Origin of the sequence: Mesorhizobium sp. M0500 (assembly GCF_040321165.1) — a bacterium.
Classification (GTDB): Bacteria; Pseudomonadota; Alphaproteobacteria; order Rhizobiales; family Rhizobiaceae; genus Mesorhizobium.
In genome coordinates this window covers 116,176-137,311 of record NZ_JAMYRB010000005.1, presented here as the reverse complement: position 1 = coordinate 137,311, position 21,136 = coordinate 116,176, and the positions used below count along the sequence as shown (strand labels likewise).

16 protein-coding genes are annotated in these 21,136 nt (G+C 62.6%); 11 read left to right on the top strand and 5 right to left on the bottom strand.

Going from position 1 to position 21,136, the window contains the following annotated elements; all coding sequences use genetic code 11:
• Positions 1 to 13: 13 nt before the first annotated feature.
• The 3 genes from NKI70_RS12050 to NKI70_RS12040 all read right to left on the bottom strand — a co-directional run bounded on the left by NKI70_RS12050 (position 14) and on the right by NKI70_RS12040 (position 3,486).
• Entirely contained in the window at positions 14 to 1,792 is a 1,779-nt protein-coding gene (locus NKI70_RS12050) for a TRAP transporter large permease (RefSeq protein WP_352620745.1), read from the bottom strand.
• Positions 1,792 to 2,376: a TRAP transporter small permease subunit gene (locus NKI70_RS12045; protein WP_023676252.1), complete on the bottom strand. Its 585-nt coding sequence runs from the start codon at positions 2,374 to 2,376 to the stop codon at positions 1,792 to 1,794. Before NKI70_RS12045 ends, NKI70_RS12050 begins: the two co-directional genes overlap by 1 nt.
• A gap of 204 nt (positions 2,377 to 2,580) precedes the next feature.
• Positions 2,581 to 3,486 carry a branched-chain amino acid ABC transporter permease gene (locus NKI70_RS12040; RefSeq protein WP_023676253.1) on the bottom strand — a complete coding sequence of 302 codons (906 nt, stop codon included), beginning with the start codon at positions 3,484 to 3,486 and terminating at the stop codon, positions 2,581 to 2,583.
• 140 nt (positions 3,487 to 3,626) lie between these two features.
• On the opposite strand from NKI70_RS12040, the gene NKI70_RS12035 reads away from it, so the two are divergent.
• From NKI70_RS12035 to NKI70_RS11985, 11 genes are all read left to right on the top strand, one after another.
• Positions 3,627 to 4,235, top strand: coding sequence for a CGNR zinc finger domain-containing protein (locus NKI70_RS12035; protein ID WP_352454730.1), 609 nt, complete (start codon positions 3,627 to 3,629; stop codon positions 4,233 to 4,235).
• Complete coding sequence (locus tag NKI70_RS12030) at positions 4,228 to 4,758, top strand: hypothetical protein (RefSeq protein WP_352452209.1); 531 nt, start codon at positions 4,228 to 4,230, stop codon at positions 4,756 to 4,758. The genes NKI70_RS12035 and NKI70_RS12030 overlap by 8 nt, the downstream gene beginning before the upstream one ends.
• A gap of 225 nt (positions 4,759 to 4,983) precedes the next feature.
• Positions 4,984 to 8,463, top strand: coding sequence for an indolepyruvate ferredoxin oxidoreductase family protein (locus NKI70_RS12025; RefSeq protein ID WP_352590995.1), 3,480 nt, complete (start codon positions 4,984 to 4,986; stop codon positions 8,461 to 8,463).
• Between the two features lie 152 nt (positions 8,464 to 8,615).
• A complete protein-coding gene (locus NKI70_RS12020) occupies positions 8,616 to 10,937 on the top strand; it encodes a putative bifunctional diguanylate cyclase/phosphodiesterase (RefSeq protein WP_352452207.1) in 2,322 nt (773 codons plus the stop codon).
• A 150-nt stretch (positions 10,938 to 11,087) separates the two neighbouring features.
• A complete protein-coding gene (locus tag NKI70_RS12015) occupies positions 11,088 to 11,870 on the top strand; it encodes an N-acyl amino acid synthase FeeM domain-containing protein (protein WP_023676258.1) in 783 nt (260 codons plus the stop codon).
• Positions 11,871 to 11,989: 119 nt separating this feature from the next.
• A complete protein-coding gene (locus tag NKI70_RS12010) occupies positions 11,990 to 12,139 on the top strand; it encodes a DUF3096 domain-containing protein (protein ID WP_013528205.1) in 150 nt (49 codons plus the stop codon).
• A gap of 173 nt (positions 12,140 to 12,312) precedes the next feature.
• A complete protein-coding gene (locus tag NKI70_RS12005; RefSeq protein WP_023676259.1) occupies positions 12,313 to 12,537 on the top strand; it encodes an aa3-type cytochrome c oxidase subunit IV in 225 nt (74 codons plus the stop codon).
• 81 nt (positions 12,538 to 12,618) lie between these two features.
• Complete coding sequence (locus NKI70_RS12000) at positions 12,619 to 13,893, top strand: Re/Si-specific NAD(P)(+) transhydrogenase subunit alpha (RefSeq protein ID WP_352724628.1); 1,275 nt, start codon at positions 12,619 to 12,621, stop codon at positions 13,891 to 13,893.
• Positions 13,893 to 14,315, top strand: coding sequence for an NAD(P) transhydrogenase subunit alpha part 2 (locus NKI70_RS11995; protein WP_036238371.1), 423 nt, complete (start codon positions 13,893 to 13,895; stop codon positions 14,313 to 14,315). Before NKI70_RS12000 ends, NKI70_RS11995 begins: the two co-directional genes overlap by 1 nt.
• Positions 14,316 to 14,321: 6 nt before the next feature.
• On the top strand, positions 14,322 to 15,719 hold the full coding sequence (locus tag NKI70_RS11990) for an NAD(P)(+) transhydrogenase (Re/Si-specific) subunit beta (protein WP_352724627.1): 1,398 nt from the start codon (positions 14,322 to 14,324) through the stop codon (positions 15,717 to 15,719).
• 92 nt (positions 15,720 to 15,811) lie between these two features.
• Positions 15,812 to 17,332: a hypothetical protein gene (locus NKI70_RS11985; RefSeq protein ID WP_352724625.1), complete on the top strand. Its 1,521-nt coding sequence runs from the start codon at positions 15,812 to 15,814 to the stop codon at positions 17,330 to 17,332.
• Positions 17,333 to 17,431: 99 nt separating this feature from the next.
• On the opposite strand, the gene NKI70_RS11980 is transcribed toward NKI70_RS11985, so the two are convergent.
• Both NKI70_RS11980 and gyrB read right to left on the bottom strand, forming a co-directional pair.
• On the bottom strand, positions 17,432 to 18,349 hold the full coding sequence (locus tag NKI70_RS11980) for a hypothetical protein (protein ID WP_352724624.1): 918 nt from the start codon (positions 18,347 to 18,349) through the stop codon (positions 17,432 to 17,434).
• Positions 18,350 to 18,594: 245 nt separating this feature from the next.
• The gene (gene gyrB / locus NKI70_RS11975; protein ID WP_352724623.1) at positions 18,595 to 21,066 is read right to left on the bottom strand and encodes a DNA topoisomerase (ATP-hydrolyzing) subunit B; all 2,472 of its coding nucleotides are present in this window, start codon (positions 21,064 to 21,066) and stop codon (positions 18,595 to 18,597) included.
• Positions 21,067 to 21,136 lie beyond the last annotated feature (70 nt).

The following is a 21,136-nucleotide window of genomic DNA, read 5'->3' as shown; positions in this document are numbered from 1 at the left end:
TGCCGGGCCTTCCTCAGTTGAAACTCGGTGGTTGCGACAGATCGATCGCCGGCGCCGCCGGTTTCGCGGGCGGCTTTTCGTCGAAGCTCGGCGGCTGCGACAAATCCGGTGTGGAAGGTGAGGCTGGGGCAGTGCCGCCGTTGGCCGGCGGCGTGCCAAGCGGCGACAAGCCGATGCCAGGCGTTTCCGGCACCTGGTAGTTGATGGTGCCAGGATCGACGACAGTGCCTTTGTAGTGCATCACCATCTGCGGGAAGGCGATGGTCAGGCCGATCATGATCACCTGGATGCAGACGAAGGGCACTGCGCCCCAATAGATCTGCCCTGTGGTGACGGGCGCGATCTGCTTGCCGGTGAGTCGGTCGAGATAGGGCACGCGCGCGGCGACCGAGCGCAGATAAAACAGCGCGAAACCGAAGGGCGGATGCATGAAGGAGGTCTGCATGTTGACGCCCAAAAGCACGCCAAACCAGATCAGGTCGATGCCGAGTTTGTCAGCCGCTGGCGCCAAAAGCGGCACGATGATGAAGGCAAGCTCGAAAAAGTCGAGGAAGAAGGCGAGCACGAAGACGAGGATGTTGACGCCAATCAGGAAACCGACTTCACCGCCCGGCAGCGACGTCAACAGGTGCTCGACCCAGATGTGGCCATTGACGCCGTAGAAGGTCAGCGAGAACACCCGCGCGCCGATCAGGATGAACAGAACGAAGGACGACAGCCTGGTCGTCGAGGCCAGCGCCTGCTTGACCACGTCGAGCGACAGCCGCCCCTTCATCGCCGCCATTGCCAGCGCGCCGACGGCGCCCATGGCGCCGCCTTCCGTCGGCGTGGCGATGCCAAGGAAGATGGTGCCCAGCACCAGGAAGATCAGCGCCAGCGGCGGGATCAGCACGATGATCACCTGCTGTGCCAGTCTGGACATCAGGCTGATCTTCAGGCGCTGGTCGACGATCGCCACGACATAGATGAAGATGACGCCGATGGTGGCGCCGAGGATATCGGCGTTGCCGCCATGGTTCGGCGCAAGGTAGCGATACGCCGCATAGGAAACCACCACCGCCGCCAGCAGCGCCGCCAGCAGCGACAGCACGCCGTGGCCGAGCGTGCGGGCCTCCAGCGGCAGGGCCGGCATCGACTTCGGCCGGAAGATCGACATGAGCAGAATGTAGAGCATGTAGATGCCGGTCAAAATGAGCCCGGGGATCAGCGCTCCCTTATACATATCGCCGACCGAGCGGCCGAGCTGGTCGGCCAGGACGATCAGCACCAGTGACGGCGGGATGATCTGGGCGAGCGTCCCGGACGCGGCAATGACGCCGGATGCGAGCCGCCGGTCGTAGCCGTAGCGCAGCATGATCGGCAGCGAAATCAGACCCATGGCAATGACGGAGGCCGCCACCACGCCGGTCGTCGCGGCGAGCAGCGCGCCGACGAAAATCACGGCATAGGCGAGGCCACCACGGACAGGTCCGAACAACTGGCCGATCGTGTCGAGCAGGTCTTCGGCCATGCCGGATCGTTCGAGCACGATGCCCATGAAGGTGAAGAACGGGATCGCCAGCAGCGTATCGTTCGACATCACCCGGCTGCCATAGAAATTATCCGGCAACGCGTGCAGCAACGGCCAGGCGAGATTGATCGAGCCGCCCGAATAGGGCGACAGAAGCACGCCGATGAAGAAGAACATCAGGCCGTTGGCGGCGAGCGAGAAGGCGACGGGATAGCCGATCAGCAGGAAGACGACCAGCGAGGCGAACATGATCGGCGCCATGTTCTGGGCGATGAACTCGATCACGAGCGCACCTCTTCGACGAGCGCCTTGGCTTCTAGCTCGGCCTGCTCATGCACCGATATGAACGGAGTGGGATCGTCCATCTGACCGCGCATGATGGCGATTTTCTTGATGATTTCTGAAATGCCCTGCAGCGCGAGCAGAAAAAAGCCGACCAGCAGGATCGCCTTCGCCGGCCAGATGATCAGCCCGCCGGAATTGTTCGACATCTCCCCGCTGCGATACGACAGCGACACATAGGGAACGAAATAGACCACCATCAACGTCACGAACGGCATCAGGAAGAAGACGTGACCGAAAAGGTCGATCCAGTGCTGCACGCGGCGCGAGAACATGCCGTAGACGATATCGATGCGGATATGGTCGTTCTGCTTCAGCGTGTAGGCGGCGGCCAGCATGAAGGCGGCGCCGAACAGATACCATTGCAATTCCAGCCAGGCGTTCGAGGACATGTCGAACACCTTGCGGATGACGGCGTTGGCGGCGCTTACCAGGATCGCCAGCAGGATCAGCCACGAAACCCATTTGCCGATGAATTCGTTCAAACGGTCAATGGTTCTGGAAAGAGCGAGAAGCCCTGCCATGCATTCCTCCCTTGTGTCAGAGCGCGGCGGTTCCCTGTCCGTCGCGTCGCTGTGGACCAACGGTATGCAGTGCGTGGTCCGGCGGGTCAACACGGGACAGCCCGCATAAACACAGTTGTGAGATGACGGGCGGCAAAATGCTGCCGCATCCTTTGCATGTCCAAGGACATGCGGCGCTTTCACCCAAGCAAAGTCGGGTGCGGCTCAGGCGATCTTCTGTTGGTCGCGGCCGGCGCCGATCAGCACAAGCATGGCGACGAGGAACAGGTACATCCAGCCGTCCCGCCATTCGAGCGGAAAATAGCCGGCCCATAGCGATTCGGCCATGCCGAAAGCGGCGGCGCCCAGTGCCGCCCGCAAAGGCGAAAGATAGCCGCCCACTGCGGTCACGAACAGGATTTTCAACCCGTAGACCAACCCTGTGCCGAAGCTGATGTTACCGTAGTAGAAGGCGGCGAGCACGCCAGCCAGTGCCGCGCAAAGGCCGCCGAAAAGCACCGCACGCCGAAACACCGCACGGACATCGACGCCGCACATCGCAGCCGCCTTGGGATCGTCGGATACGGCGCGCCAGCTCCGGCCGAAGCTCGAATATGCGAAGCCCCAAGCAGCCAGCGCTATGGCCGCCAGTACGGCGGCGCAATCGAGCAATTGGATCAGCGTCAACGTCGCCTTGAAGCTGGCATTCTGCGCGAAGACGATGGTCTGGGCCAGCATTGGCGGCAACCATAGGTCATGGGTATCGGCGGCGATGCGGCTGGCTTCCGACAAGACCAGCAATATGCCGAGCGTCGTCACCACGATGGCGTTGGGCGAGCGGTCGGCCAGCGGTTCGAAGATACTTCGCGACAGGACATGGCTGAGCAGCGCCGCATAAAGGAATGCCGCAGCTACGCCGAGCGCGACCGATGCAAACAGCGTCAGCCACAGCGCCTGATAGCCGAACGCCGCGGTGAGGATCATCGTATGCCCGCAAAAGGCGAACAGCGCGCCATAGGCAAGATTGGTACGGTGCAGGATGCCGTTGGTCAGCACGTAGCCGAAGGCAAGCAATGCGTAGAGCGCGCCCGAATGCAGCCCGTTCAGAACCTGCTGGAAGAAATAGAGCATGCAAGACCCTCTATGCATGCCCCGCAATCGGGGCAGAGGTTTGGGACGAACGATATTCTCAGTACGGCGATCGCCTCAGTGACGAGCGTTGCACCCGGAATCTAACTTGTCAAACGCGAGTTATCAGTTAGATTCGCCATATGACAGTATCCTGGACTCCGCACCGCTTTACCGGTGGCATGCTGGCGCTCGATACGGCGAACACCGTCGTTTTGCGGAACGATCCGAAGAAAACTTTCGACCGTTTCGACGATCCGGCCGAGATCGCCCGCTTTGCCGAAGCCGCGAGTGCCTTTCGCGCCGCCGAGCTCGGCGGCAGGCGGCTCGTAGCGCCGGCGCCTGAAAAGATCGCACCGGTGGTGCTGTCGATCCGGGAGACGACCGATCGGCTGTTTCGCGGCGCGGTATCGAAAGGTGCGATCGCGACCGGCGATATGCCGAAATTCTTGGAAGCCTGCGCCGATGGCCTTGCTCATAGCCGCACCGAAATCGGCACGCCTGGAAAACCGTTCGGTGATCCGGCGACGCCGATTGCCTTCGAGGCCGCGCTTGCGGTCTCGGCGCTGTCGCTGCTGCGTAGCGACACCATCGCCAGGCTGCGGATATGTCCGAACTGCAGCTGGCTGTTTGTCGACAAAAGCCGCAATTCCAGCCGCCTCTGGTGCGACATGGCGGTGTGCGGCAACCGCCAGAAGGCAAACCGACACTATCGCCGCCGGACCGCGGCCAGGGAGGTCACCAATGTCTAGAAGATTCTCACGCGCGATGATTGTCGTCGCGGCGTTGTTCGCGGCGGCCGCGCTCGGCGCCTGCCGTGATTCCGGCAAGGACCAGCTGTTCGCCATTTCCGGGAAGCTGTTCGAGTTCAACTACCGGCTGGGTATCGCCACCTATGTCATCACCCTCAATCCGCTGCGGCCGGTGGGTGAGGGGCAGGTCGCTGTGGTCTCCTTCCAGAACCCGGCCGGTGGTGATCCGATCATCGTCACCCAGAAAATATGGCCGAAGCTGCCGCATGTGACGCTCACCAGCCCGCCGCTTACCTGCGTTGTCAAGGACAAGCCCTATGCGGTGTCGATCCGCATCGAGGATTCCAGCGGCAAGTTGCTGCAGAGTTTCGCGACCACTCTGACGTCCTCGCTCGACCAGTCGGTCCTGCCCGACCGGCCTCTGGTGGTCGGGCCAGTCTACGAGCTCAACAAGGACTTGGCCGGCCATGTCGACGGCAAGCTGCCCGGTGAACCGAAGCCCAGTTGCCCAAAGGCTGCATGATGCATCACCAGCGGCACTGACCGCCGCCGGAATTTTTCATGCTCGGCCATCCTCCCCGACAGGCGTTTCGTGGCGCCACACGGCCGCGCACGGATCGTTTGTTGCGGACCGCCTGGCACCTTCGATTTTGTTTGACCTCCCCGGCAAGGGAAGAAAGACTGTGGGCACTCGACTCCGACGTTGGCCGCGCACCACCAGGCGCGGCCTCCGCACAGGAAATGCCTGATGACGCTGCACAATGTCGCGCTCGACGACAAGTTCGACCTGGCAAAGGAGCGCATCTTCCTGTCGGGTGCCCAGGCAGTCATCCGCATGCTTCTGATGCAGCGCGAGCGCGACCGCCGGGCTGGCCTGAACACCGCCGGTTTCGTCTCCGGCTATCGCGGCTCGCCGCTCGGCGGCCTCGACATGCAGCTGTGGAAGGCCAGGAACCAGCTCGCGCAGTCGGACATCGTCTTCCAGCCCGGTCTCAACGAGGAGCTCGCCGCCACCGCCTGCTGGGGCTCGCAGCAGGCCGAATTGCTGGGCGAGGGTACCCATGACGGCGTTTTTTCGGTCTGGTACGGCAAGGGTCCGGGCGTCGACCGCTCCGGCGACGTGTTCCGCCACGCCAATCTCGCCGGGTCGTCGAAACATGGCGGCGTGCTGGCCCTGATGGGTGACGACCACATGGCCGAATCCTCGACCAACGCGCATGCCACCGAGTTCCTGTTCGTCGACACCATGGTGCCGATCCTTAATCCGGCCGGCGTCCAGGAGATCATCGACTACGGCCTCTACGGCTTTGCCATGTCGCGTTTTGCCGGCACCTGGGCGGCGATCAAATGCGTCAAGGACAACATCGAATCGACGGCCTCGGTCGATGCCGCGCTCGAACGGCTGAACATCATCGTGCCGGACTTCGACATGCCGCCCGGCGGCCTCAATATCCGTAACGAGATCGACATGCTCGGCCAGGAGGAGCGGCTGCATGAACACAAGCGCGCCGCCGCTTCGGCCTTCATCCACGCCAATGGGCTGAACCGGATCGTCTATTCGGGCGGCAGCAGCGCCAAGCTTGGCATCGTCACCATCGGCAAGAGTTATCTCGATGTTCGCCAGGCGCTGGAGGATATCGGCATCGACGAAGCGGCCGCCAGTCGCATCGGTATCAGGCTGTTCAAGGTCGGCTGCCCGTGGCCGCTCGACCTGCAGCACATCGCCGACTTTGCTCGCGGCCTCGATACCATCGTCGTCGTCGAGGAGAAACGCTCGCTGATCGAGGTGCAACTGCGCGAGAACCTTTACGGCACCGCGACGCAGCCGATCATCGTCGGCAAGAAGGACGAGCGCGGCGACTGGCTGTTCCCGGCCAAGGGCGCGCTCGACCCCAACGATATTGCCATCGCGCTCGGCGAGAGGATTTTGCGAACGATCGGCCCGTCGGAAGAAATCGCCGCGCGGGTGGCGAAGTTGCGCCAGTTCCAGGCGATGCTGGCCGACACGTCAGACATCGCCTCGCGCACGCCCTTCTTCTGCTCCGGCTGCCCACACAATTCCTCGACCAAGGTGCCGGACGGCTCGCTCGCCGCCGCCGGAATCGGCTGTCATTTCATGGCGCTGTGGATGGACCGCAACACCGTCGGCTTCACCGCCATGGGCGGCGAGGGCGCGCAGTGGGTCGGCCAGGCGCCGTTCTCGAAGCGCGAGCACATCTTCCAGAATCTGGGCGATGGCACTTACAACCACTCGGGTGTGCTGGCGATCCGCTTCGCGCTGTCGACCGACGCCAACATCACCTACAAGATCCTCTACAATGACGCCGTCGCGATGACCGGCGGGCAACCGCACGAGGGCGGCCTGACGGTGGACATGATCGCAAGGCAGGTGCGCGCCGAGGGCGTGGAGCGCATCGCCATCGTCACCGACGAGCCGGACAAATATACCGGCAAGGTGGAATTTCCCGCCGGCGCCACCATCCATCACCGCGACGACCTCGATCTCGTCCAGCGCGAGTTGCGTTCGGTCAAAGGCGTCTCGGTGCTGCTCTACGACCAGACCTGCGCCGCCGAGAAGCGTCGCCGCCGCAAGCGCGGCACCTTCCCCGATCCCGACAAGCGTATCTTCATCAACGAGCTGGTCTGCGAAGGCTGCGGCGATTGCGGCGTGCAGTCGAATTGCGTCTCGATCCAGCCGGTCGAGACCGAATTCGGCCGCAAGCGCAAGATCGACCAGTCGAGTTGCAACAAGGACTTCTCGTGCGTCAACGGTTTCTGCCCCTCCTTCGTCACCGTCCACGGCGCCAAAATCAGGAAAGCCGAAGGCATAGCCGGCGCGGCCGACCCGCTCGCGGGGGTGCCGGCGCCGGCGCAATTTACGCTCGGTGAACAAGGCTGGGCGGCGATCATCGACGGTGTCGGCGGCACCGGCGTCGTCACAATAGGCGCGGTGCTCGGCATGGCCGCGCACTTGGAAGGCAAGGGCTGCGGCATGATCGACATGGCCGGCCTCGCCCAGAAGGGCGGCTCGGTGTTCACCCATGTCCGCATCGCCCGCACGCCGGACGACATCCACGCCATTCGGGTATCGGCCGGCAAGGCCGATCTCGTGCTCGGCTGCGATCTCGTCGTTTCGGGTGCCAAGAAGGTGTTGGCCGCGGTGCGCGAAGGCCATACCATCTTCCTCGCCAACACTGCCGAGATCATGCCGGGCGAGTTCGCCCGTTCGGCCGATTTCTCGCTGCCCGTCGAGCGGCTGAAGAAAGCGATAAGAACGGCCGCGGGCGACGACAGGACGCATGTCTTCGACGCCACCCGCACCGCCACCGCGCTGTTCGGCAGCTCGCTTGGTGCCAACATGTTCATGCTCGGATTCGCCTTCCAGCATGGCGGCTTGCCGCTGTCGGCGGAGGCGGTCGAAAAGGCGATCGAGCTCAACGGCGAGGCGGTAGCGATGAATATCGCGGCATTTCGCTGGGGCCGCCGCGCCGCCCACCAGCCGGATTTCGTGCGCAGCCTTCTCGCCCAGCCGGGCAAGGCCACGCAGCATGCCGCCATTGCCGAGACGCTGGACGATATAATTGCTCGCCGCGTCGCCTTCCTGACCGCCTATCAGAACGCCGCCTATGGCAAGCGCTATGCCGACAGACTGGCGGCGCTGCGCAAGGCCGAAACCAATGCTGTGCGCGGTTCGACCGTGGTGACCGAGGCTGCCGCAAAGAACCTGTTCAAGCTGATGGCGATCAAGGACGAATACGAGGTGGCGCGGCTTTATACGGACGGCTCCTTTGCCGCAGAGCTCGCAAAGCAGTTCCAGAGCTACGGCAAGCTTGAATTCCATCTCGCACCGCCGATCATGGGCAGGCGCGGCAGTGACGGCAAGCCGAAGAAATCGAGCTTTGGCCCGTGGATGATGAACGGGTTCCGCCTGCTGGCGGCGATGAAGGGGCTGCGCGGTACCGCTTTCGACCTGTTCGGCTACAGCGCCGAGAGGCGTATGGAGCGGCAGCTTCTTGCCCTCTATGAAGCCGACCTGGAGCTTGTCGCCGGCGCGCTGGCGCCGGGCAAGATCGAGGTTGCTGCCGCGCTTGTTTCGGTACCGGCGCTCATCCGCGGCTTTGGCCACGTCAAGCAGGCCAGTGCCGAAAAAGCCGCCGGCGAACGCCAGCGTCTGCTCGACCGCCTCTCGACGGCGCCGCTGCGGCCGCAACTTCAAGCCGCCGAATAATTCAGCGCTGTGATACTCCTTGTTTACCTGAACTGTAGTTTCCCTGCTTCCGCTGCGTCACCAATGGACGCCAATAGAGCCCGAACCGCTGCTCTAAACCTTTCTTAAGGCCAATGTGACACTGCTGGGTTCCCCAGGGTTGGGATCCAGGCGTGAATCTGAGACGAAAAAACGAGATTCCGGTCGACGTTTACATTCCGTTCGTGGAAACGCTGTTTCGCGACGGGTTCACGCTGTCGATCGGCCTTGTTGCGCAGACACTCCTCGTCATTCTGGTCTATTGGAAGACCATGGACTTGGCGTATCTTCTAGTTGCCGCTGGGCTCATCATTGTCGGTACTCTGCGCCTTCGCAACATCCGAAAATACGGGCGACTTCCTTCCCCGACGACGTGGGAAGAAGCCCATGATCGCGAAAACGATTACATAATTTTCGGTTCGATGCATGGTTTCATGCTTGGCGCGTTCTGTTTCGTCAGTATCTATCTGGCAAATGACAGCCACGACAACTATGCCGAAATAGCCTCTGTCTGCGTCACTCTGGCATCGGTCACGTCGATTGCCGGCCGCAATTATGGGTCGCCGCGCATGGTTATGATTTTTATCATAACCACCACATGGCCCATATCGCTTGGCTTTATCCTGCGCGGCGATATCTACCACATCATCCTCGGTCTGATGTCGGCCCCTTTTCTGTTTGCGATCAAGCGGTTCGCCGACATCGTCCGCGAAGTCCTGTTTACCGCCCTGTCGGAGGAAAAGAAGGCGAACCGCATCGCGCAGCGTTTCAACCGCGCGCTCAACACCATGTCGCATGGCCTTGTCATGCTTGGTCCCGACGGCCGGGTGGCGGTGGCCAATGCCGAAGCCGCGCACCTGATGTCGCTCAAATCGGCCGATGCGCTGCTAGGCCGCTCGATCCACGGTCTGCTGATGCGCGGCGCTGCAGGCGGCATGCTGGCGCCGAAAGATTGCCGTTACATCGAAGCCCAGCTGACGCGTGCGTTGCGCGAGGGCCGCGACCGCAAGGTCCTGGTCTCGCTCACCAACGGCCAGCACTATGAATTTTCGGCGCGCGAAGGCAGCCAGGAACTGGGCGTCGTCACTTTCGAGGATGTGACCGCCCGGGTCGAGGCGGAAGACAAGATCCGCTTCATGGCGCGCTACGACAGTCTCACCGGCCTGCCCAACCGCGCCTACTTCCACGAGTTGGTGGTGGAAGCCATGGCCTCAGGGGATCCCGAGCGTCTCTGCGGGCTGGTGGTGCTCGATCTCGATGATTTCAAGAGCGTCAACGACACGCTCGGCCATCCGGTCGGCGACGGATTGATCTACGCCGTTGCCGAGCGGCTGGCGGCAGTCGCTGGGCCAGGGATCACCGTCAGCCGCTTCGGCGGCGACGAGTTCATGATCTTCTTCGAGCGCATCGAGGATGAAAGCCACCTGACCGGCCAGGTTGATGAGATCTTTGTCAATCTACAGGGCGAGGTCGATGTCGCCGGCCACGGATTACGCATCCAGGCCTCCGGCGGCGCGGTGCTGTCGCGGGTCAAGGATACCGACGTTGACGCCATGATCGTCAAAGCCGACCTTGCACTCTACAAGGCCAAGGAGCTTGGCAAGAACGGTTGGCGGCTGTTCGAGGCCTCCATGGATGCTGCCTTCCGCAGCCGTCAGCTGATGAAGGCGGACCTGCGCAGCGCCGTGGAAAACAACGAATTGCGGGTGGTCTATCAGCCGATCGTGGCGATGAGCACGATGCGTATCGCCAGTTGCGAAGCGCTGTGCCGCTGGGATCATCCCGATCTCGGGCCGATTTCCCCCGGTATCTTTATTCCGCTGGCGGAGGAAATGGGGATTATTTCCGACATCAGCACCTTCGTCCTGCATGCGGCCTGCACGGAATGCGCCAAATGGCCGGCCCAGACCAGCGTGTCGGTCAATCTCTCGGCCAAGGATTTCCGCAACCGTGATGTCATCCAGAAGGTTCGCGACGCACTGGCTGAATCCGGTCTCTCCGCCGGACGTCTGGAGATCGAGGTCACCGAGACGGCGCTGCTCGACGACAAGTCGCTGACACGCCAATATATCGAGGAGTTGAAGCGGCTCGGCGTGCGCATTGCGCTCGACGATTTCGGTACCGGGTATTCGAGCCTCAGCTATCTCCACAAACTGCCGCTCGACAAAATCAAGATCGACCGCTCGTTCCTGATGGATGTCACTCAGAACAGCCGGTCGCTCGAATTGCTCAAGGGCATCGTCAACCTGTCACGGCCGCTGGGACTTTCGGTTACCGTCGAAGGTGTCGAGACCTTCGAACAGCTCAAGATCCTGGCATTGCAGGTCAAGCCGGACCTGGTCCAGGGCTTTCTGTTCGGGTCGGCACTCAGCGCGTCCGGCATCGAGACGATGTCGAGCACCGTCTGGCCCTTCGCCAAGGACATCCAGACGGCAAGGAAGGCGCCGCGGCGCTGACTTCGCGCTGAAAAACCGCGTATTTTAGTATAATTTTATTAATTATTAACCTTAACGAGCGGTAAACGAGCTCCTACTTATTTTCATCTTTACATCTCATGACCCGTCCGTAGTGTCGGCTGGTGGCGGTAATCGCGGGGAATAGAGTTCATGTGTGCCCAGTTGAGTTCGCTCGGCCATGCGGCGGGCGCTGGTGGGAAAGATGCGTCCGAGACCATGTCCAGCTTCGCGCAACATGTTTATGCGCTGCTTGACCGGACGGAGTACCGACGATGTGAAAGCGGCGAGGACTTCGAAAGCATTTACAGGCTGCGCTACAATTCCTATCGGATGAACGATCTGGTGCCCGAGAATGCGTCCCGTCAGGTCCATGACGAGTTTGACGAACTGCCCAATTGCCATACGTTCGGAATCTACATCGAGGGGCGGCTGGTCAGCACAATGCGCCTGCATAACGTGTCTGCTGATAACGCCACATCACCAGCGCTCAGCGTCTACAAGGACTTGTTGATGCCGCGTCTGGCGGCCGGCGAAGTCTTTATCGACCCGAGCCGTTTTGCCGTGGACGCCGAATGGTCACGGCTTTACCCGCAGATCCCGTATGTGACGCTGCGCCTTGCGGGCATGGCTTGCTTCCATTTCGGCGCGCCTTATTGCATATCCATGATCCGCGAGGACCATGCGGCTTTCTACAAGCGCATCTATCGGGCGCGACCGATTGGCGATGCGCGGCCCTATGCCGGCGTGATCAACTGTTTCGCGCTGCTTTATCAAGCCGATGTCCTGGCGATCAAGAATGAAACCTACGCTCGCTTTCCGTTCTTCCGTTCGACGCCAATGGAGCAGCGCATGTTGTTCGATACGCCCGGTGCCGGCGAACTCGCCCCGCTGACCATCCTGCCCACCGCCAAGTATTTTCGCGAAGCCGCCTGAACGAGCCCATGGAGCCTTCCGGTCGCTTCGGCGTTCTGGGCAAGGGTGCTGGTGGTAGGTCGGCATGGCCGGCATCCGCCAAGCATCGCTTCGATAGCGATCCGATCAAAGGAACCGATATGACCATTTCCACGCTCGCCCTTACCCCGCTTATCTCGCTGATTGCAGGCGTGCTGATCCTGGTGATGCCGCGGCTGCTCAATTATATCGTCGCCCTTTATCTGATCGTTGTCGGCCTGCTCGGTCTGTTCCCGCATCTCGCCGGCTAACGACATCGGCAATAGCGGACCTGCCATCCATTGTGATTGGTATCGCCGCGCTTCGCGCAGCGATTTCAAGTTTTGCTTGAGATTGTTGGCTGCGGCGATGCGGCAATAGCGCCATTGCCCTTAACGCGGCTTTTCGCTATGTGCCTGAAAGATGTCTTCGAAGGGGTATTCCAATGGCTGAACACACGCCGACCGGTCCTGTCGAACTAGGCGCGAAGATGGACTATGCCGAGCACGACCGCACCTATGCCGGCTTTGTGATGCTGGCCAAATATGGGTCGCTATTTTGCGCCGCCGTGCTTCTTGCCATGGCGTTCGGCTTCTTTGTGGGCGGCTTCTTCTCGGGGACTATCCTGTTCGTGCTGATCCTGGCCATCGGCGCCTTTATTCTCCGATAACTCCTCCAACCTTTGTCGAAGGCGCCGCCGGGGTCGGTCGGTGTCTTGCGGTAACAGGGTTCCGGCCGAAAGGATCATGCGGTGGGACAGACGGTTTTCATCCCTCGTGAGCTCGACGCGAACGAGCCGCGCGTCGGGGCCTCCCCCGACACGGTGAAGCGGCTGGCGGCACTGGGTTTCGACGTGATTGTCGAAACCGGCGCCGGCACAGCGTCGCGCATTCCCGACGAGGAGTTCGCCCGGGTGGGCGCCGCGATCGGCAAGGTCGGCGATGCTGCCAAGGCCGATGTCGTGCTGAAGGTGCGCCGGCCCATGGACGCCGAGCTGAAGGGCTACAAGTCCGGCGCCGCTATCATCGCGATCATGGATCCCTACGGCAACGACGCTGCCGTCGCTGCCCTTGCCAAGGCCGGTGTTACTGCCTTCTCCATGGAGTTCATGCCGCGCATCACCCGCGCCCAGTCGATGGACGTTCTATCCAGCCAGGCCAACCTCGCCGGCTATCAGGCGGTGATCGACGCGGCTGCCGAATATGACCGGGCGTTACCGATGATGATGACGGCGGCCGGCACCGTACCGGCAGCGAAGGCGTTCGTCATGGGCGTCGGCGTCGCCGGTCTGCAGGCCATCGCCACCGCGCGCCGCCTCGGCGCCGTGGTCACCGCCACCGACGTGCGGCCGGCCGCCAAGGAGCAGGTCGCCTCGCTCGGCGCAAAATTCCTGGCCGTCGAGGACGAGGAGTTCAAGGCGGCCGAGACAGCCGGCGGCTACGCCAAGGAAATGTCGAAGGAATACCAGGCCAAGCAGGCGGCGCTGACCGCCGAGCACATCGCCAAGCAGGACATCGTCATCACCACGGCGCTGATCCCCGGCCGTCCGGCGCCGAAGCTGGTCTCGGCGGCGATGGTCGCCTCGATGAAACCCGGCTCTGTGATCGTCGACCTCGCGGTCGAGCGCGGCGGCAATGTCGAGGGCGCCGAAGCCGGCAAGGTGGTGACCACGGCCAACGGGGTAAAGATCGTCGGCCATCTCAACGTTCCCGGTCGCGTCGCCGCCTCCGCTTCGCTTCTCTATGCCAGGAACCTCTATGCCTTCCTCGAGACGCTGGTCGACAAGGCGGCGAAGACGCTTGCCATCAACCACGACGACGAACTGGTCAAGGCGACGATGCTGACCGATGCTGGCAAGATCGTGCATCCGGCTTTCGCAAAGGCTGAGCAGGAGCCGCCAAAGGGCCAATATGTCGAACCACCGGCCATTCCGGCCAGGACGATGGTTGCCGAGGCTTCGGCGAAGCCGGCTGCGAAGAAAACGGCCGCTTCGAGGAAGCCCAAGACCACCGGAGGGATCGCGTGATGGATCAGACTCTGCAGAAAGCCCTCGACCAGCTCGACCAGGCGACAGCTGCCGTGCGGCTCGCGGTGCAGAACCTGGCGGCCGCGCCCGGCACCGAGGCGGCGGGTGACGCCGCTCACGCGCTGTCCGGCGGTGCCATCGATCCCTTCGTCTTTCGCTTCGCCATCTTTGTCCTGGCGATCTTCGTCGGCTACTACGTCGTGTGGTCCGTCACGCCGGCACTGCACACGCCGCTGATGGCGGTCACCAACGCCATTTCCTCCGTCATTGTCGTCGGCGCGCTGCTGGCCGTCGGCATCTCGGCCTCAGGGCTTGCCACCGGCTTCGGCTTCGTTGCGCTGATGCTGGTATCGGTCAACATCTTCGGCGGCTTTCTCGTCACCCAGCGCATGCTGGCCATGTACAAGAAGAAGGAAAAGTAGGCCGCTATGAACGCCAACTTCGCCTCCTTTCTCTATCTGGTCTCCGGCATCCTGTTCATCCTGGCATTGCGCGGCCTGTCGCATCCGACCACCAGCCGCCAGGGCAACATGTACGGCATGATCGGCATGGGCATCGCCATCGCCACGACGCTGGCGCTGGCAACCCCTTCGGCCGGGCGCTTCGGCCTCATAGTGCTCGGGCTGCTGATAGGCGGCTCGGCCGGTGCGGTCACGGCACGGCGCATTGCCATGACCTCGATGCCGCAGCTGGTCGCCGCCTTCCACTCGCTGGTCGGTCTTGCCGCGGTCATGGTGGCGGCCGCCGCCATCTATGCACCGGAAAGCTTCGGCATCGGCACCGTCGCCGATATTCATGCCCAGGCACTGATCGAGATGAGCCTCGGCGTTGCCATAGGTGCCATCACCTTCACCGGCTCGGTCATCGCCTTCTTGAAGCTTGACGGCCGCATGTCGGGCAAGCCGATCATGATCGGTGGCCGCCACTTCATCAACGCGGCCCTGGGCATTGCGCTGATCGTGCTGATCGTGCTGCTCGTCACCGCCGAGTCCAAGGTGGTGTTCTGGCTGATCGTTGCCGCCTCGCTGGTGCTGGGTGTGCTTCTCATCATCCCGATCGGTGGCGCCGATATGCCGGTGGTCGTGTCGATGCTGAATTCCTATTCGGGCTGGGCCGCGGCCGCCCTGGGCTTCACGCTCGGCAATCTGGCGCTGATCATCACCGGCGCGCTGGTCGGCTCGTCGGGCGCCATCTTGTCTTACATCATGTGCAAAGGCATGAACCGGAGCTTCATCTCGGTCATCCTCGGCGGCTTCGGCGGCGAGACATCAGCTATTGCCAACGATGGCATCGAGCGCACGGTCAAGCAGGGCTCGGCCGAGGATGCCGCCTATCTGATGATGAATGCGCAAAAGGTCATCATCGTGCCGGGCTACGGCATGGCCGTCGCCCAGGCGCAGCACGCGCTGCGCGAGATGGCCGACAAGCTCAAGGCCAACGGCGTCGACGTCAAATACGCCATCCACCCGGTTGCCGGCCGCATGCCCGGCCACATGAACGTGCTCTTGGCCGAAGCCAGCGTGCCTTATGACGAAGTGTTCGAGCTGGAGGACGTCAACTCTGAGTTCGCGCAGGCCGACGTCGCCTATGTCATCGGGGCCAATGACGTCACCAATCCCTCGGCTCGTGACGACAAGTCCTCACCTATCTACGGCATGCCAATCCTCGACGTCGACAAGGCGCGCACCTGCCTGTTCGTCAAGCGCTCGCTCGGCTCCGGCTATGCCGGCATCGACAACACGCTGTTCTACAAGGACGGCACCATGATGCTGCTCGGCGACGCCAAGAAGATGACCGAGGAGATCGTCAAAGCGATGGATCACTGAAACGGCGTCGCTGCCAACTCACTGCCGATCGTCGAATACAGCCCGGCTCCGCGCCGGGCTCTTTCTTGGCTGTTACCGGTTCTGAAGCTACGATGCCGACCCGTCGTCTTGCTAACGGCGTCATCGTGGAGGTGCTGGTGCCCGACCCTGGTTCTACTGCATCGCCGGCTGCCGATCTGACCGCAGCAGAGAAGGCGCCACGCAAGCGCAGCCAGGCGGTAGTGGTCGTGCACGGCATGGGCGAGCAGCGGCCCATGGACACGTTGAGGGAGTTTGTCCAGGCCGTATGGAGCCACGATCCGGCCCGTGCACCGTTCTATGCCCATGTCCCCGATCCGGCCGACCCGATGGGTGCGAAGATCAACCAGAGCTGGATCACGCCCGACAGCCGGACCAATTCGCACGAACTCCGCCGGATCACCACGCCCTATGATGTCGATGGCCGCCGCACCGATTTCTATGAGCTTTACTGGGCCGACATCACCCAGGGCACGACCCGAAGCCACCTTGCTGCCTGGGTGACGACCCTGCTCTGGCGCAAGCCGGCCGATATTCCGCGCGATGTGCTCAAACTCTATGTCGTCACGCTTTTGGCCACCATCGTCGTCCTCGGCGCGGCGCTGGCGCTCGCAACGTCGACCTGGCAAGGCTACATCTCCTGGACGACCGGTGTGCTTGTCACGGTTCTGGCGTCGTTCGTCATCTGGTCGGTGGACCAGTTTGGCTTGCCTTATTTCGGCGACGTCGCCGCCTATGTGCGGGCCGAAGCGGCAACGGTCGAGAAGCGGGCGCTGGTCCGCGAGCGTGGCCTCAAGCTGCTGAAGCGTCTCATGATGGACGATGCCTATGACCGCATCGTGCTGGTCTCGCACAGCCTCGGGTCGATCATCGCCTATGATCTGTTGCAGATATTGTGGGCCGATTTCAGGCCTAGAAAGTTGGAAGCCATTCGCGACAAAGCGAGGCTGAAGGCGATCCACGCCGTCGACAAGGCGACGCTGGCCGCCGATGCCTCCGCTTGGCCCGACAGCCTCGATGACCTCCCCGCATTCCGGCGCAGCCAATGGGAGCTCTACCGGCAGCTTCGCGTCGGCGACGCCGATCATCCGCTGCCGTGGAAGATCAGCGATTTCGTCACGCTCGGCAGTCCGCTGACCCACAGCGAGTTTCTAGTGACCTACAACCTCGCCGAACTCAGGCGCGGCATCGCCGAGCGCCTGTTTTCGGCATGCCCGCCGATCGCCGACAGGGCGGCGGGCGGGACCATGCTCTACCAGGAAGGGCGCAGCCATTCCGGCAAGCCGCAGCGGGCGGTGCATCATGGCGCGGTGTTTGCCGCGACGCGCTGGACCAATATTTTCGACAGGGGCAATGGCTGGCTGACCGGCGACCCGATTTCAGGGCGGATGACGGAAAATTTTGGTCCCGGCGTGGAAAACATCCAGGTCGAGCTGCGCGGCTCGGGCGGCCGCGTCTTCACGCACAGGCTCTACTGGTCGCTGACGGCGAGCGGCCTCGAGGTCAACGCGCCGGCCGGCGTACAGCCGCGCTCGCACCTTGCCGTGCTGCGCGATGCGGTCGATCTCGGCCGCAAACTGGAAGCTGAGCTGTAGGCGGCGAGCAGCGCACGACAATGTCGCGGCGGCAGTTCAAAGCAAGGTCCCCTTCGGGCGTAATCTTCCCGAAGCGGACCGAGTTCGCTTAGTCACCGATCAACGATTGGTCAGGAAAATCGCTTCCTCGTCGTCGCGCTGCCTGCCGCCAAGTGCTGCAGCCGCGCTGGCAATGAAGGCCCCGACGACCAGCGACAGCGCGCCAATCAGCGAGAAGGTGGCGCCTGCCTTTCTGGCGGTGTCGGCCACCTGCTGGGCCTTGACCTTGGCGTCCTGCGCTCTGGCGATTACCGTATCGACGCGAGCGGTGGCATCCGCTTCGGACAGGCCTGTGCGGGCGGCCACGAGCCGCGACAGATAGGTCTTGTCGTCGGCCGATATTTCGCCTGCTGCGGCACTCGCGATTAGAATGCGCGATGCCTGCGCCGTTGCCGCAGCGTCGCTCTCCGGATTGGCGGCAGCGAGCCTTGCCGGATCGGCCGGGCGGAACAGCGTATCGACGAAATACGATGTGGCGTTGTCAGTCGAGGCGCTACCCGCGTTTGCAGCAGCACCTGCCGAAGCGCCCATTGCCGCGCCCGATGCCACAGTCGAAGCAGCCTGGACACCGGTACCTATCGCGGCCGAAAGCGCCGTGCCGAGCACGCCGGCGACGAGCAGCGTCGCCAGCGCCCAGGCCAGGAAGCCGTGAGCGGTATCGCGGAAGAAGACTTCATCGGTGTGGATGCCGACCCATTTGGTGCGCAGGCGTCCGGCGAGGTAGCCGCCCAGGGCCGACGACAGCCACTGCACGACGATCAGCCAGACGCCGGTGGAAACGGCGAAAGTGGTGACTGACGCACCCGAGCCGGACCATGGCGACACCATGCTCAGCCCAAGCCCGGAGCCGAGCAGCATCAAGATGAAGGTAAGCGTTGACGCAGCAAAGGCGCCGGCGACGATTGGCCCCCAGCTGACAGCAGTGGAAGCGGATTCCGTCGGGGCGGAAACGTCGACAGCTGTTACGGTGGACTGCATCGAAGCCTCCCTACCGTGCGAACAGCATGATCAGAATAATGATCGGAATTGGAACTCCGAGAAGCCAGAGCAAAATGCCACGTCCCATGGATGCCTCCTGCGGCGATTGTGATCGACTACAATGCCTTGAAAGCCTTTCCGTTCCGGCGGTCCTGGTGATCTTTGTTGCGTTGCAGCAGCCGTATTGGTGCGCCAAGGCGCACCAATGCACTTCATGCCTGCTGGCTGGGTATCTCGGCCTTGGCTCAGATGTCCAGATTGGCAACCGACAGCGCGTTTTCCTGGATGAATTCGCGCCTTGGCTCGACCTCGTCGCCCATCAGCCGTGAAAACAAGCTGTCCGCATCAGTCGCGTCATTGACCTTGACCTGTAACAGCGAGCGCACATTCGGGTCGAGCGTCGTTTCCCAGAGCTGCTCGGCGTTCATTTCGCCAAGGCCCTTGTAGCGCTGCATGGTCAGGCCCTTGCGGCCGGTGGCAAACACGGCATTGAGCAGTGCCAGCGGCCCCGAAATGGTTTCCGAGACATCCTTGCGGCGCAGCACCGGCGGCTCGCCGTAGATTTCCGCCAGGCGCGGCGCATAGCGGTCGAGCTGGCGTGCGTCGGCGGAATTGATCAGCGCCAGGTCGAGATGCGCGAACTCCTTGACGCTGCGCACCGTTCGCTCGAAGACATAGCCGCCAATGCCCTCGTTCGAGGTCGACATGCGGCCGATCCAGCCGCGCTCGGTATCCTCGGCGATAATGTCGAGACGACGGGCAACACGCTCGGCCGTCTCGTTGGCGCGGCGGAGGTCGGTGAATATCTCCGGGTTGAGCGCGCCGGCAATCGCTGCCTGCTCGACCACGCCTCTGTTATAGCGCGTGTGCAATCCGTTGATGAGCTGGCGGACAGCCAAGGCGTCGTCGATGGCACTGCGCAGGTCCTGCCCGGCCCGCACCTCGCCTGTGCTGAGCGCAAGCGACGCTTCTTCCAGCCCGGAGCCGATCAGGAATTCCTCGAAGGCGGCTTCGTCCTTGATGTATTGCGAGCTCTTCCCGCGCGTCACCTTGTAGAGCGGCGGCTGCGCGATGTAGAGATGACCGCGTTCGATCAGTTCCGGCATCTGGCGGAAGAAGAAGGTCAGCAGCAAGGTGCGGATGTGGGCGCCGTCGACATCGGCGTCGGTCATCAGGATGATCTTGTGGTAGCGCAGCTTGTCGGCGTTGAACTCGTCCTTGCCGATCGAGGTGCCGAGCGCGGTGATCAGCGTGCCGATCATGTCGGAGCCGAGCATGCGGTCGAAGCGGGCGCGCTCGACATTGAGGATCTTGCCGCGCAGCGGAAGAATGGCCTGGTTCTGGCGCGAACGGCCGCCCTTGGCCGAGCCGCCGGCGCTGTCGCCCTCGACGATGAAGATCTCGGATTTCGCCGGATCGCGCTCCTGGCAATCGGCCAGCTTGCCGGGCAACGAGGTGACGCCGAGCGAACTCTTGCGGGTGATGTCGCGTGCCTTGCGCGCGGCTTCGCGCGCGGCAGCGGCCTGGATGACCTTCTCGATGACCGCCTTGCCCTCGGTCGGGTGCTCCTCGAGCCAGGTGCCGAGCGCTTCGTTGACAAGCCCTTCGACCACCGGGCGGACCTCGGACGACACCAGCTTGTCCTTGGTCTGCGAGGAGAATTTCGGGTCGGGAACCTTGACCGACAGCACCGCGGTCAGCCCTTCGCGGCAATCATCGCCGATCAGCGCCACTTTTTCCTTCTTGGTCAGGCCCGAGGAGTCGCCATAGCCGGTTATCTGGCGCGTCAGCGCACCGCGGAAGCCTGCCAAATGCGTGCCGCCGTCGCGTTGCGGGATGTTGTTGGTGAAGGCCAGCACGTTTTCATGGTAGCTGTCGTTCCACCACATGGCGACTTCGACCGTGATGCCGTCGCGCTCGGCGCGGATCGAGATCGGCTTGTCGAGCAACGGCTTCTTCGTCCGGTCGAGATATCGGACGAACTCTTCGAGGCCGCCATCGTAGTGCAATTCATGGCGCATGATGTCGGCATGGCGGGCATCGGTCAAAACGATGCGCACGCCGGAGTTCAGGAAGGCGAGTTCGCGCAGCCGATGCTCCAGCGTACCGTAGTCGAATTCGACCATGGTGAAAGTCTCGGACGACGGCAAAAACGTGATTTCGCTGCCGCTGCGCCCCTGATAGGTGCCGGGGACCTTGTCTTGTTCATAACTGCCGGTGATGCGCAGCGGCGCGTCGGCATTGCCATGCGTGAAACTCATCTCGTAGATCTGGCCGTTGCGGCGGATCTTCAGTTTCAGCCAGGCCGACAGGGCGTTGACGACCGACACGCCGACGCCGTGCAGGCCGCCTGACACCTTGTAGGAGTTCTGGTCGAACTTGCCGCCGGCATGCAGCTGCGTCATGATCACTTCGGCCGCCGAAATGCCTTCGCCGGTGTGGATATCGGTCGGAATGCCGCGGCCATTGTCGATGACCGTCACCGATCCGTCCGGATTGAGCGTCACCGTCACCAGGTCGGCATGGCCGGCCAGTGCTTCGTCGATGGCGTTGTCGACGACTTCATAGACCATGTGGTGCAGGCCCGAGCCGTCGTCGGTATCGCCGATATACATGCCCGGCCGCTTGCGAACGGCATCCAAGCCCTTCAAAACCTTGATGGAATCGGCGCCGTATTCGGCTTCAACGCCGTTGGCGATGTCGGTCTGGTCGCTCATGAAAACCTGTCTGATTGATGCCGTGTGCAGAGCGCGAAAAATCGGCTTCGAATCGCGCATTTCTAATGTC

Coding starts and splice junctions, on each gene's coding strand:
- NKI70_RS12045 (WP_023676252.1), bottom strand. CDS start 2,376: ATGGCAGGGCTTCTCGCTCTTTCCAGAACCATTGACCGTTTGAACGAA.
- NKI70_RS12040 (WP_023676253.1), bottom strand. CDS start 3,486: ATGCTCTATTTCTTCCAGCAGGTTCTGAACGGGCTGCATTCGGGCGCG.
- NKI70_RS12035 (WP_352454730.1), top strand. CDS start 3,627: ATGACAGTATCCTGGACTCCGCACCGCTTTACCGGTGGCATGCTGGCG.
- NKI70_RS12030 (WP_352452209.1), top strand. CDS start 4,228: ATGTCTAGAAGATTCTCACGCGCGATGATTGTCGTCGCGGCGTTGTTC.
- NKI70_RS12025 (WP_352590995.1), top strand. CDS start 4,984: ATGACGCTGCACAATGTCGCGCTCGACGACAAGTTCGACCTGGCAAAG.
- NKI70_RS12015 (WP_023676258.1), top strand. CDS start 11,088: ATGTGTGCCCAGTTGAGTTCGCTCGGCCATGCGGCGGGCGCTGGTGGG.
- NKI70_RS12010 (WP_013528205.1), top strand. CDS start 11,990: ATGACCATTTCCACGCTCGCCCTTACCCCGCTTATCTCGCTGATTGCA.
- NKI70_RS12005 (WP_023676259.1), top strand. CDS start 12,313: ATGGCTGAACACACGCCGACCGGTCCTGTCGAACTAGGCGCGAAGATG.
- NKI70_RS11995 (WP_036238371.1), top strand. CDS start 13,893: ATGGATCAGACTCTGCAGAAAGCCCTCGACCAGCTCGACCAGGCGACA.
- NKI70_RS11990 (WP_352724627.1), top strand. CDS start 14,322: ATGAACGCCAACTTCGCCTCCTTTCTCTATCTGGTCTCCGGCATCCTG.
- NKI70_RS11985 (WP_352724625.1), top strand. CDS start 15,812: ATGCCGACCCGTCGTCTTGCTAACGGCGTCATCGTGGAGGTGCTGGTG.
- NKI70_RS11980 (WP_352724624.1), bottom strand. CDS start 18,349: ATGCAGTCCACCGTAACAGCTGTCGACGTTTCCGCCCCGACGGAATCC.
- gyrB (WP_352724623.1), bottom strand. CDS start 21,066: ATGAGCGACCAGACCGACATCGCCAACGGCGTTGAAGCCGAATACGGC.